Source organism: Oceanicoccus sagamiensis, from assembly GCF_002117105.1.
GTDB lineage: Bacteria > Pseudomonadota > Gammaproteobacteria > Pseudomonadales > Dasaniaceae > Oceanicoccus > Oceanicoccus sagamiensis.
In genome coordinates this window covers 3,937,862-3,949,980 of the sequence record NZ_CP019343.1, presented here as the reverse complement: position 1 = coordinate 3,949,980, position 12,119 = coordinate 3,937,862, and the positions used below count along the sequence as shown (strand labels likewise).

Annotated in this window: 10 protein-coding genes and 1 other RNA gene; 8 read left to right on the top strand and 3 right to left on the bottom strand. The window is 47.2% G+C overall.

Annotated features, from left to right (window positions below; translation table 11 throughout):
- Window positions 1–142: 142 nt before the first annotated feature.
- The 5 genes from BST96_RS17870 to BST96_RS17845 all read left to right on the top strand — a co-directional run bounded on the left by BST96_RS17870 (window position 143) and on the right by BST96_RS17845 (window position 5,329).
- Window positions 143–1,507, top strand: a complete 1,365-nt coding sequence (locus BST96_RS17870; RefSeq protein ID WP_085760004.1) for a DegQ family serine endoprotease — start codon at window positions 143–145, stop codon at window positions 1,505–1,507.
- A gap of 129 nt (window positions 1,508–1,636) precedes the next feature.
- Window positions 1,637–2,155: a DUF4136 domain-containing protein gene (locus BST96_RS17865; RefSeq protein ID WP_085760003.1), complete on the top strand. Its 519-nt coding sequence runs from the start codon at window positions 1,637–1,639 to the stop codon at window positions 2,153–2,155.
- 247 nt (window positions 2,156–2,402) lie between these two features.
- Window positions 2,403–2,499: signal recognition particle sRNA small type (gene ffs, locus BST96_RS17860), an RNA gene on the top strand.
- Between the two features lie 451 nt (window positions 2,500–2,950).
- Window positions 2,951–3,757 carry an SDR family NAD(P)-dependent oxidoreductase gene (locus BST96_RS17850; protein WP_085760001.1) on the top strand — a complete coding sequence of 269 codons (807 nt, stop codon included), beginning with the start codon at window positions 2,951–2,953 and terminating at the stop codon, window positions 3,755–3,757.
- Window positions 3,758–3,904: 147 nt separating this feature from the next.
- On the top strand, window positions 3,905–5,329 hold the full coding sequence (locus tag BST96_RS17845) for an aldehyde dehydrogenase family protein (protein ID WP_085760000.1): 1,425 nt from the start codon (window positions 3,905–3,907) through the stop codon (window positions 5,327–5,329).
- Between the two features lie 53 nt (window positions 5,330–5,382).
- Here BST96_RS17845 and BST96_RS17840 read toward each other — a convergent pair whose 3' ends face one another.
- Both BST96_RS17840 and BST96_RS17835 read right to left on the bottom strand, forming a co-directional pair.
- Window positions 5,383–5,646, bottom strand: coding sequence for a hypothetical protein (locus tag BST96_RS17840; protein ID WP_085759999.1), 264 nt, complete (start codon window positions 5,644–5,646; stop codon window positions 5,383–5,385).
- A gap of 147 nt (window positions 5,647–5,793) precedes the next feature.
- Window positions 5,794–8,124, bottom strand: coding sequence for a hypothetical protein (locus BST96_RS17835; protein WP_085759998.1), 2,331 nt, complete (start codon window positions 8,122–8,124; stop codon window positions 5,794–5,796).
- A gap of 268 nt (window positions 8,125–8,392) precedes the next feature.
- On the opposite strand from BST96_RS17835, the gene BST96_RS17830 reads away from it, so the two are divergent.
- Together BST96_RS17830 and BST96_RS17825 are read left to right on the top strand one after the other, a co-directional pair.
- The gene (locus BST96_RS17830) at window positions 8,393–8,632 is read left to right on the top strand and encodes a hypothetical protein (protein ID WP_085759997.1); all 240 of its coding nucleotides are present in this window, start codon (window positions 8,393–8,395) and stop codon (window positions 8,630–8,632) included.
- 439 nt (window positions 8,633–9,071) lie between these two features.
- Entirely contained in the window at window positions 9,072–9,758 is a 687-nt protein-coding gene (locus tag BST96_RS17825) for a hypothetical protein (RefSeq protein ID WP_085759996.1), read from the top strand.
- A gap of 127 nt (window positions 9,759–9,885) precedes the next feature.
- Here BST96_RS17825 and BST96_RS17820 read toward each other — a convergent pair whose 3' ends face one another.
- Window positions 9,886–10,731 (bottom strand): FHA domain-containing protein, encoded by an 846-nt coding sequence (locus BST96_RS17820; RefSeq protein WP_085759995.1) that lies wholly within the window; start codon window positions 10,729–10,731, stop codon window positions 9,886–9,888.
- 259 nt (window positions 10,732–10,990) lie between these two features.
- On the opposite strand from BST96_RS17820, the gene BST96_RS17815 reads away from it, so the two are divergent.
- Complete coding sequence (locus BST96_RS17815) at window positions 10,991–12,100, top strand: GGDEF domain-containing protein (RefSeq protein ID WP_085759994.1); 1,110 nt, start codon at window positions 10,991–10,993, stop codon at window positions 12,098–12,100.
- The last annotated feature ends 19 nt before the right edge of the window (window positions 12,101–12,119 follow it).

Below are 12,119 nucleotides of genomic sequence, written 5' to 3'. Positions count from 1 at the left end.
GTGATTCTTAAGCCATCTTTTAGCTCTTTCTTGATCATATCCAGTCATTTTTTCTATCGATAGGGAGTAAAGTCCTTAAAATAGTATCTAAGCAGCATTATCTGTCACTTTGGCTTAACACTGATGTATCAAGGAGTAGTGAATGATTTCGGCTTTTTACCAGCGCCTGTCTCTGGTCTTTATAATCACTTTTTTCGCACCGTCTCTCTGGGCCGTTTTGCCGGCTGTTGATGGCGAAGGCAGACAACTACCCAGTCTGGCTCCGCTGCTACAAGAGGTTAATCCCTCGGTGGTGAATATTTCTACTTATACCACTCTTACTATGCGGCAAAACCCTCTGTTGAATGATCCCTTTTTTAGGCGTTTCTTTAATATCCCTGAAGGTCAGCAGGCTCCTCGAACCCGGCGCACGCAAAGTGCGGGTTCCGGTGTCATTATCAATGCTGCCAAGGGTACCGTGGTAACCAATCATCACGTTATTGATGGTGCTGATGAGATTTATGTAGGTCTGGAAGATGGCCGCAGTTATAAAGCAACGCTGATCGGTTCGGACCCTGAAGTGGATATTGCAGTGCTCAAGCTGGAAGAGTTTGAAAATTTAACGCAGCTAGTCATAGCTGATTCTGATCAGTTGCTGGTTGGCGATTTTGTGATTGCTATCGGCAACCCCTTTGGCCTTGGTCAGACTGTCACCTCCGGTGTGGTCAGTGCCTTGGGTAGAAGTGGTTTGGGGATTGAAGGCTATGAAAACTTTATCCAAACCGATGCCTCGATAAACCCGGGTAACTCAGGTGGCGCACTGGTTAATCTCAGGGGTGAATTGGTCGGTATCAATACGGCTATTTTGGCGCCCGCTGGGGGTAATGTGGGTATCGGTTTTGCTATCCCCACCAATATGGCTAAGGCCAGTATTGACCAGATTTTAGAATATGGTGAAGTTCGGCGTGGCCAATTGGGTATTATTATTCAGGATTTAACCCGTGAATTGGCTGAGGCCTTTGATATGGATAAACAGCAGCGCGGTGTGGTGATTGCCGAGGTACAGTTGGATTCTGCTGCCGAAAAAGCTGGCTTGCAGCCCGGTGATATTGTTATTAGCGTCGATGGTAGCAAGGTTGAGAGCAGTGCCGAGTTGCGCAATGAAATTGGCCGGCGTCGAATTGGTGATGAGATACAACTGACGGTGTTACGCGAAGGTCGTAGTAAGCTTATTAGCGCTCAGGTTGGTGAAGCACTGGGGCAGCAGGCTAACAGCGACACTGTGCACCCATTATTACAGGGAGCAACCCTGCAGCCAGCCAAGCAGGGTGGGATTGAAGTGGTTGATATAGAGCAGGGCTCTAAAGCGGCTAGCTCCGGTTTGCGCCCCGGTGATGTGATTTTATCCGCCAATCGCCGGGTAGTATCCGGTTTGGCGGATTTAGAACAGGCGGCGAGCATGTCGCAGCGCCGATTGGTGCTGCGGATTAAACGCGGCAATATGGCTCTCTACCTGGTGATGCAATAAAGCGTAACTGCGAGGGCTTGTTGATCAGGATTTATTGGCCGTTATGGTCCAATAACGTATATAGTATTGGCTTATAGACTTCTGTCGATAGAAGGGATCGCAATATCAAGGCTTAAAAGAGGTGATGTCATGAATAAATATTCTTTAATGTCTCATGGAGTTAAGGCGACTTGGGTAAAGTTGGCGTTATTGTTAGCAATTGCCAGTCTGGCAGCCTGCACCGGTATTCAGGTCAGTACCGACTACGATACCGAGCGGGATTTTAACCGTTTAAGCACCTATGCCTGGATGGAGCCCAAGCAAAAGTTACTGGTTGACCCCCTGGTTGATAATGACCTGATGAATAAGCGTGTGCGGCGTGCTGTAGAGCAGCAGTTGGCGGCTTTGGGCTATGTTAAAGCTGAGGGTGATAAAGGGGCAGACTTTTTTATTACCTATCATGTCAGCGCTGAAACCAAGCTTAGTGTGAATAGCTTCCATAGTAGCTATGGCTACTATCCATCATGCTGGAACGGTTGCTATGGCTATGGTGCCGGTTATGGCCGCGATATTTCTGTCCGCCAGTACAAACAGGGCACCTTTATGCTGGATGTGATTGAGCCAGCCAGTAGTGAACTGATTTGGCGGGGGTTGCAGGTAGACGGCTGAATAATGGTACCCCGCAGGAGCGGGATGCCTATGTGGATGAAATTGTCACAGCCATCTTGATGCAGTTTCCCCCCCAACCAGAAGCAGCAACGCTGTAGTCGGCTGTTTATTAACCAATAGCGTTGCTTGTGTTTCTATATCGTTAAAATGCTCTTGCAAGGGCCGCTAATTTTGAGCACAATACGCGGCCTTTGAATCAGGGCTATACGTTAGCCTGAGTTCCGTTTCAAAGATGTTATGGTGGTCCTTCCGGTCCTCTCGCAACGTTAGATAGCGAACTCCGCCAGGCCCGGAAGGGAGCAACGGTAGTTATCAACGCGTGTGCCGGGATGTGGCTGGTTGGACTGCCACCCAATTTAAAACCTCACCACAGTACAGACTACGGCTTTATTGTTGTTAATTGACAGCTGAGTCACTGCCAATTCCTTGGCTTCAAGTAGACTTACGATGCTTGCCTCAAAGGCCGCTGTCAATATATCAATAGCGCTTCCATATCCCAGGCCAACTGTTGTGCTATGACTCAATAGATCCCCGTTCATTTTGCCTGGTGTCGTGATCCAGCTATTGCTTAACATAGGGGCCCATCCGTATTACGGGACCATCACTCAGTTTTAACCCATACCAATAATGTAACGATTGTTGTTTAAGCCATAACTAAGCTATTGTTCAACAACTCTGGCAATGAGGAATTGGCCGTTTTCATAAAGGCCTATCCGGAGGTTTTGCAGCGACCTTTATTGTCTTTATCTGTGGCGGCCCAGTAAGGCTGTTGTTTATATCAGGGTGTAGTGACTTATGTTTAAAGATAAAACCGTCGTTATTACCGGAGCCTCAGCCGGCGTTGGTGCTGCCTGTGCCCGAAGCTTTGCTGAGCTGGGTGCCAGGTTGGTGTTGATTGCACGCGGTAAGTCGGCGCTGGATGCTATTGCTGAAGAGTTAGGCCAAAAAACCGAGGTGTTAACCATTGTTATGGATGTGGCCGATACCGCGGCTTGTGCCACCCTGGCTGAGCAATGTATCAGCCGTTTCGGAGCTATTCATATTCTGGTTAATAATGCTGGCTTGCACCATCGCGGCGATATGACGACGCGTACCGCCATGGAAATTACGGCGATGGTCGATGTTAATCTAAGGGCTCCGTTACAGCTAACAGCAGAGCTATTGCCTTCAATTCAAGCCGCAGGTGGTGGCGCTATTGTTATGGTGGGGTCATTGGCGGGGAGGGCACCGCTGCAGGGTGCTGCAACCTATGCTGCCACGAAAGCTGGCCTGCGTGCATTTACCTACTCACTGAGCGACGAATTAGCGGGCAGCGGTGTTCATGTAGGTGTGGTATCGGTGGGGCCCATTGATACTGGCTTTATTATGGACAATATCGATGCCGTTGAGGATATTGTCTATTCTCAACCCATGAGTAGCGCAGCAGAAGTGGCTGCCAGTGTTGTGGCTATCGCACGGGGCGAAGCTGTAGAAATCTCTATGCCGCTGATCAGTGGTAAGATGCTGACCCTGGCGTATTTATTTCCATGGCTAAGGCGGTCGACCAGAGGCTTGCTGTACCGGATTGGCAAAAACAACAAGGCTAAATACCGGCAGCGTTAATCAGCTAAGCTGTATTACAATGATGGAACCTTTATTAACTATCTATTACTAAGAATAGGCAGAATGAATCGAGTTGGGAGGTGGTCGCGTATAGTCATGCTACTGATTCTGAACTTTATACCTGGCGCTTTTTAAGGAGAGCAAACAATGCGAATTTACGATCAATTTTATATCAACGGTGAGTGGGTCGATCCGGTGACGCCCAGATCGTTGGATGTTATCAACCCGGCAACAGAGCAGGTTTGTGGGAAAATTTCTATTGGCTCCGCAGCGGATGTTGATAAAGCCGCTCAGGCAGCTAGAGCTGCCTTTGCTACTTTTGGTCAGAGCAGTCGTCAAGAGCGCATTGAGTTATTAGCCGCTATCTGCGAAGCCTACCAAAATAACTATCAGGATTTGGCGGATGCGATTTCTGAAGAAATGGGTGCTCCTACCAAGTTGGCAGTAGAAGCTCAGGCTGCCTCAGGTATTGGTCACTTAAGTACCGCGCTGGAAGTCTTAAAGAATTATGAGTTTGAGGGTACCGCTGGCCACTCAATGATTGTTAAAGAACCCATTGGTGTCTGCGGCTTAATTACCCCCTGGAATTGGCCGGTTAACCAAATTACCTGTAAGGTGGCACCGGCTTTGGCGGTTGGCTGTACGGTGATATTAAAACCCTCAGAAGTAGCGCCGATGTGCGGCTATATCTTTAGTAAGATTATGGAAGAGGCCGGTGTGCCAGCCGGTGTCTACAATATGATTAATGGCGATGGGCCAGGCGTGGGTACTGCGCTTTCTTCACATCCCGAAGTGGATATGATGTCCTTTACCGGTTCTACGCGGGCAGGGGCTTTAGTGGCTCAAAATGCAGCACCTACCGTTAAACGAGTTACCCAGGAACTGGGTGGCAAGTCCCCCAATATTGTTCTGGATGATGTTGACCTTGAGGCGGCCGTGACTCGTAGTACCATGACGATGTTTATGAATACCGGTCAGTCCTGCAATGCACCTTCAAGAATGCTGGTACCAGCGGATAAGATGGAAGCTGCAGCCGAGATTGCAGCCAGAGTGGCAGACGCCGTGGTGGTGGGTGACCCCAAGGCAGAGACAACTACGATGGGGCCTGTGGTCAGCGATGTGCAATTTAATAAAATCCAGAGCTTAATTCAAACAGGTATTGATGAGGGCGCAACGTTGGTGACCGGTGGTACAGGTTTGCCAGATGGTCTCGATAAAGGTTATTTTGTTAAGCCGACAATTTTTTCCAATGTTAATAATGAAATGACTATTGCCCAAGAAGAAATCTTTGGCCCGGTTATGGCGATTTTGCCTTATAACAGTGAAGAAGAGGCGATTGCTATTGCCAACGATACCCCTTATGGCCTCGCGGGTTATATACAGGGCGATAATATGGAAAAAGTACGCTCTGTGGCAGCAAAAATACGTGCGGGTAATATCAATGTGAACGGTGTGTCCGGCGATTTAAATACGCCTTTTGGTGGCTTTAAGCAGTCGGGCAATGGCCGTGAGTGGGGCGAGCATGGTTTTATTGATTTTCTGGAAATTAAGGCGATTTCCGGCGCTGGTTAATCACTAAGTAGTGCTCAATAAAAGCAGGGTTTTTAAACCCTGCTTTTTTATGCCTAACCGACCAGTCGTATTTTAGTTTCTTCAAATAAGCTGCCAGTCAACAACTCAATCTCGGTGAGCATTTCAGGCTCCAGTGAATGCAGAAAGGCATCATACTGCTTGCAGACACTGGTGTTATCCGAGCGATTGCAATAGCGTATTAGTGATTTCATTTCTTCGTCATTGCGTAAGCGGTATTTCTTTTGTGTAATTCCTGTAACCACTAAACCTAATCGATACAGATGAAAAATACTATTCTGTGAAAAAATAAGTTTCATAACTCTGTCCTTTGATCCGTTTGTAGAAGGGTAATTATGCACAGTAGGCGGCATGCCCACTAGCAAAAAACCGTGCCGTTGTTGGCTTGAGTGTCGTTCTGAGAAATTGATCACGAGCAATCTGTGACCGGCTAGTACTACTGTCGCTTATAGCAGAGAGAATATTTGTAGTTCTCTGGATGAATCGCTAAGTCCAGCGACTGCGATCACTGCCTTTTGCTGGTTAGGGAATGTAATCGTGGTGGTCTGTTGACTGTGGTGGACAGCCTGGCTGTCGCGGATCAGTAGTGACTGTTGTTGTTTGTGGGCAATAATGGCTTCAGAAGTAGAGTCGTTGTCGCTGTTCGATAGTTCGATAGCTGTAAACTCACGGCTGATAATTTTTGCGACGAATAAGATCTTACCCTGGCTGATGCGTTCTAGTTTCACAATAGAGCATAGCAGATGCTCGGTACTGGTTTTATCCTCTTCGTTATCGGATTCAACGTCAACGGTTTTAATCAGTTCAACTAAATATCCTATATCGATGGGTATACCGAGTTTGCACTCGCTGGTTTGCAGGTAAATAGTCTCCTCATCTTCCATTGCACACTGCCACTGGCTTTTACTGGCTGGTGGCTTTACCGGTAAATCCTTGCTGGGTTGGCCTTTATGCTGAGGGCCTTTTTGTTGTAGGGCATAGTCATATAGCGTGTAGCGAATAATTTGTTCTATACCACTATAGGCTTTAAGTTCAATCGGTCGATAGAGTGTATAGGTCGGCGAACTTAAGCCTTTTTCTAATAACCTGATACTAAGATTTAACGGACTAAGTAAGCTTAATACTGCTTGCATGCTACTTTTTGCCAAAGCAGCAGAGCTGTGTTGTGATCGTTGGTTGATCGTTAGTTTCAAGGCTTCTACATAGTCCGCTTTTATTTGATTAAATAGAGGCTGGATTAATAGGAAGACAGGGGCGTGTTGTGCCGCCTCAATTTCTAGTCTGGCGCTGTGCTGGATCAGCGCTGCGTTGCCGTTATCATGGCTTATTGCAAGAAGTTGCTGGCCTGTCATTAGACTTGGTAGTCGTGAACTGATGGCATAGGGCACTATCTTTACCAACCGGTAGTGCTGTTGCAGATAAGCATGTAGCAAACGCTGTTGCGAGGTTGAGATGGAAAGATGGTCAAAGCTGGCCAGGATTTGGTAGCGAATAAACAAGGTATCAATAGTTGCTGTCCCGCCCAGTGAATAAGCCTCGCATTCAGCGGTTAATTGCTGGGGTTCATAGTGGGATAGAATATGATACAGCTTGCTGCATGTTTTTAGCGAGGCGGCGGGGATTGTGCTATGTAGGGCAAGTGATAACAATTGTTCAAGATGCAGGCAATCAAAAAGGGTAAAGGCTACTTGGTTGGCGGTTTTGCGCTGCGGGCCATAAACCACATTGGCAGATTCATAAAGGTCTGCATAAATTTGTTTATAACCCGTGATTAACTGTTTGAGGCAGCCAAGCGAGCTGTCTACCATTGATGAGCGTTTTTCATCTTCATAGATAGAAGGTTTACGCTCGATCATGGCGATCAGCGATTTGGTTTTTTCGCTTAAGGGGTTTAGGTAGGCATTGAGTAAAGCCAGCCGCTTGTTATTGGCCAAGGGCGTTTTGGCTAGTTTGGCCAGTTCCTGCTCGGCCCTGGTTAGGATGGTCGCCAGTGGTTTGCCTTTGCTATAAAAGAGTTTTTCAATCGCCTGCTCGGTGAATAATTCTTCGCTATCCTTTTTATTTTTTAGTGTCGGCAGAATAAATTCCAGTGCCAGGGTTCGGTCGGGTAAGGTTCGGCCAAGGTATTCGTCAAGACCTGCTTTGGATTGGTCCACTTTAGCCAGGCCTTTTTTTGACAGTGCTTTGCCTTTGGCTTTGAGTTTTTGCGTGATAGTGGACAGTTTTCCACCCTCGCTAATGGGTTCTGGTGTGGGTTCCAGTGCTTTGTTTTTTGCTTCTATAGCCTGCTGTTCTTCCTGGGCAATGGTTGTGGCTATCTTATCGAGTGTTGCCTGAAAGGCGCTTGAGGCATCAGTGGCTGCAATGGTTTTGCGGGCAGGGGAGTCATTAAGGGTGTTATTGATAATGCTGAGTTTGCCGCTGTGAGTATTTGTGTTTTGGCTGAATCCGCCGTCACGGGATTGTTGGCTAAGCAGGCCGGTAAAGTCGATAGTTGCTACTGCTGCCTCAAGCTCTGGGGCTTTGTCGGATTGAGCGTTGGGCTTTTCTTCAGTCTGGCTTGAGGCGCTATCCAATAGCGCGCTATCCAGCTCGCTTTCACTGGCAAAGAGCGCATCACTGTATTCATCTTTGGTTTCCAGAGTGATTTCATAATCGGAATAATTTTTGATCGGCACAGCTGCTGCGGCATCCAGCATACCCTGGTGGTCTTGCGCATTTTCCTCATAGCTTTTTTGGGGCTGAGGTTTAGCTGGCTTGGGTGGCTTATCGTTCATGATTGGCTGTGGTCGGCTCTTGCTGCTGTATTTAGGCTCTCTTTAATATAGCAATGTTTCGACGTCTGTGACGGGTTTTCAGAGAGGTAATACTGCCAATCCCTCCGTTTGTGAGACATGGATTAGAACCGTTATGAGCTATGCATCACAAAAGGCAGATAAGACTGAATGTTTCACTACCCAGCGGCTTAAATTCGCTCTATTTTTACTCAGTAACAGTGTTAGTGATTCCTTGATGATTACTCGATAAATAGCGGAGGCAGAGTCGATGGCAAAGCGACATAACTCTAGAAAAACCCCCTCATTAGATGGCGATAACAGCCAGAGCAATGCATGGATTATGAGTACCAAATGCGTCGGTGATCAAATTGCCGGGTGGATGGTAGAGCGGGTCTACGATAAGAATACACGCCAGCTAAAGTCCAGTGAGCGTTGTGATATTACGTCTTTTTGTTACCCCCGTGGGGTCAAGCTGGTGCGGGCCAGGTTACAGAGGCAGTCTGCATAGTGCTTATTGACATTCTCGGCCGGTAATTATTCACAGCCATTATTTGGCTTGATGCTTATGCTGGGTTTAAACCATAACGGTGCTCAGGGTGTTGTTTTGCTATGTTCACATTACTACTAAATATCCTATTACTGCTGTTAGCAGCCACCATACTGATTGCCTGTGTTAATTACCGTTTCAATCAAGCCAAGGCCAGGTATCAGCGCTTAAATGATAGCCGTTACAAGCTTGCAACGCGTTCCTGAGCCGTTATCTACTTGCTGTTAATTCGCTGTACCTGCCAGTGTCTCCCGCCATCCGTGCAACAGGCTATAATCCATCCCTGCAATACGATAGACTGACTTAAAGGCAGTCTTTAAAGCCCGTTTATAACGATTACAATAACGAGACCACGGCTGACTGTATCCCTTTATCTCTATGACTCAACAGGAGCGTCTCCGTGCCAACTGACAAGCTATTTGCCAATACACCTAATATTCCCTGGCTCGATAGTTTTATTTATGGATTGATGGGCTTGGTGGTGGTGTTAGCCATCCTGTTACTTCTGGCAGGCAGAGGTAAAGATACCCGAGTCTATGATGCTAAATTAGCCTGGCTGCGGGCCTGGATATATTTTAGTGCCTGCTGGATTATCAGCTGGGCTACTGGTGTACTGCCGGTGTTGTTAAGCAGTCCATTGCTGAACCCGGAGCATCTGACAGAGCTTTCCTGGCAGGCCTTTATGGTCGTTGGTTGGGCTGTTGTTTTATTCGGTTATTTATATATCTGGCCTAAGGGAACAGTTACCTATAACCGTAAGCTCTACCCATTGTCTACCTTGGTACTGGGCGTTGTTTGGGGGCTGAGCGAGGCACAGCTGTTTTTATCGTTTTGGGCTATCGGTGAGAGTTTTATTGACCGCACCTGGTTAATTGCTCTGTTTACTTATCTGTTGGTTTCCATGTCGAATGGCCCATTGCATTTCTTCTATTGGGACCGTTATGTATCACCTGACCATAATATTTATGAGTGGAATATGAAAAAAGTGGGCCTGGCCCATAACCCTACACTGATCGTCGCATTAATCTATCTATCGGTGTGGGGGATTTATGGGTGTATCTCTTGTGGCCGGCTTTTGGATTATTAGCCTGTGCCTTTGCGCAAAAATTTCCAGCCCCATGGGATAAGCTGGCCCACGGTGAGTTAGAGGCGCAATTGGGCTTGTGTGATGTTAAGAGCATGTCGCTGCCGCCAGAAAAACGCAGCTAGCCGGCTTAGTGAGCCAGAATCCTAAATACAAGGTTGACCTGGCCGAGAGTGATTTTGTCGCTACTCATTAACGGGGATTCATTGATAGTAATATCGTTAACGGCAGTCCCGTTTTTTGACCTTTCATCACTGATGCCCCAGCGTCCCTGATTGTAAAAAACACAGGCATGGGTTGATGAAATGCTGGCATCCGTTAGCACAATAGGATGCCTGCCCGAACGTCCTATGGTCCACAGTTGTTCTTTATTATTTAATGAAAGCCCTATCAACCGCGTTTCATGTTTGCCTGAGGTCACGACCAGTACGGCTGATAAACTCTCTTTATCCGGCAGGTTATTGGCAATCAGGCCGTCAATCACCTGCATAGGGTAGCGATCAATCTCCTGAGTAGAACCTATGCCGCCTTCATCTTGCAGTGACCAGCTAGCAGGCAATGGGTAGGCTTCCCTGACGGCCGTATCATCATTGGTAGAAAAACCGCCGATAATGACGACAGAAGATTCCTCTTCCACTGCATTGGCCGGTTTAAGGTTTTTCATTAGTACGGTGCTTTCTTCGGTTTCATTAGAAACCAGGTGATAGCCAATGCTATCAAACTGGATAACATCACCTTCATGCACAATGGTTGGCTTATAAATCTTAATATTGTTGACGCAGGTACCGTTGGTTGAGCCGAGGTCCTCCAGAGTGATGACATTGCCAATAATGGTGAGTGTGGCGTGGTAGCGGGAGGGGTAGCCGTGGCGCAGTACGATATCCGAGTTCTTATCTCGGCCAATACTGAGTTTATGCTGGTTGAGTTCAAACTCTTCACCGGTTTCGATGGCAATGAGTTTGTGTAGCGTTTTCATAGAGGGTAGTGCTTTTTGTTATTGGGTCCATATCATAACTGAGTTTTTAGGGGCGGCCTATCAATTCTGGCCGTATCGAGGGGGTATTTGTCAGTGGCGTGATCGCTGCTTCCGCGGCTTTTTGCCCCGCTGATCCGTAATTTTTTGCCATTAGTCACATTGTTCGTCAATATTTCGCATTTATGGGCTTTCTACCACTCAAAATATTGTCACATTGGCTATATTAAAGTCAGAAATTAACCTTTTAGCAGGCTCTGTTATGCTCGCAAAGACCAAACCCGCCAAAATACGTGTATTGGTGATAGATGACTCCAGGCTGATTCGAATTGCTGCCAGCAAGATGTTTGGCGATGATTTTGATGTTGTGCTGGGTGTTGACGGTGCTGATGGCTGGGATATTATCCAGCGCGACCCGGATATTCAGGTGGTATTTACCGATTTGGTCATGCCAGAGATGGATGGTTTTGAGCTGTTAAAGCTGATTAGAACCAGTAATCGTCAGGCTATCAGTAACCTGCCTGTCATTGTCGCTACTGGAGCAGATAACCCGGAGGTTGCCAAGCAGAAGGCAATTAGTCTGGGTGCTACTGATTTTATTACCAAGCCTTTTGATGGTATGGCGATTAAAGCCAGAGCGATCTCCTATGCCAAATATCATCAGGCGAATAAGCAGTTACAGGAACATACTACCCTCGATGTTTTAACCGGCTTAATGAATGCCAAAGGTTTGTATCGCCAGCTGGAGAAGGAGGTGGCCTTTGTTGCACGCCATAACTCCAGCATGACGGTGATGTCGATTCAGGTCGATGGTTTTAAAGATTTGTTTATTCGTATTGGCCGCGCTGGAACAGAGGCAATTATCAAGAAGGTTGCCAGGGTGTTAAACGATACGGTTAGGAAAGAGGACACTATAGCCCGTACCGGTGTCGCTGCTTTTACTGTGAGTATGCCTTTGGCACAGGGTGAAAATGCGCTGGAGTTAGCTGACCGCATTTGTCAGAAGGTAGAGGCCTTTAGGGCCAAGTTGGACGGCAAGCGGATGAAGATAACAGTCTCTGTTGGCATCTGTGTGGTGGAAGATAATAGTGTTTCGGATGTTGAGACCTTGTTGGATATCTCTGAGCAGGCATTGTTGAAGGCCTCACGCCGTGGTAGCAGCCAGATGTCACAAATGACGATGCAGGAGTATCAAGCCTTGCAGGCGCAGGCTGCCAGAGACACCTTATCGATTGATACCTTGCTGGCTAAAATTGAGGCTGGTCAGCAAAGTGAGGTTATTCCTTGCTTGGATGTTGCGCTAGAGCGGCTTGCCCCGTTGTTAATGTTGCTTTCTAACGAACAGAAGCAAAGGGTGATTACCTATCGTTAGTGAGGTGGCATGCAATAGG

Bases quoted from the DNA above. Each gene is read 5' to 3' on its own strand.
- BST96_RS17870 (WP_085760004.1), top strand. From the start codon at position 143: ATGATTTCGGCTTTTTACCAGCGCCTGTCTCTGGTCTTTATAATCACT.
- BST96_RS17865 (WP_085760003.1), top strand. From the start codon at position 1,637: ATGAATAAATATTCTTTAATGTCTCATGGAGTTAAGGCGACTTGGGTA.
- BST96_RS17850 (WP_085760001.1), top strand. From the start codon at position 2,951: ATGTTTAAAGATAAAACCGTCGTTATTACCGGAGCCTCAGCCGGCGTT.
- BST96_RS17845 (WP_085760000.1), top strand. From the start codon at position 3,905: ATGCGAATTTACGATCAATTTTATATCAACGGTGAGTGGGTCGATCCG.
- BST96_RS17840 (WP_085759999.1), bottom strand. From the start codon at position 5,646: ATGAAACTTATTTTTTCACAGAATAGTATTTTTCATCTGTATCGATTA.
- BST96_RS17835 (WP_085759998.1), bottom strand. From the start codon at position 8,124: ATGAACGATAAGCCACCCAAGCCAGCTAAACCTCAGCCCCAAAAAAGC.
- BST96_RS17830 (WP_085759997.1), top strand. From the start codon at position 8,393: ATGGCAAAGCGACATAACTCTAGAAAAACCCCCTCATTAGATGGCGAT.
- BST96_RS17820 (WP_085759995.1), bottom strand. From the start codon at position 10,731: ATGAAAACGCTACACAAACTCATTGCCATCGAAACCGGTGAAGAGTTT.
- BST96_RS17815 (WP_085759994.1), top strand. From the start codon at position 10,991: ATGCTCGCAAAGACCAAACCCGCCAAAATACGTGTATTGGTGATAGAT.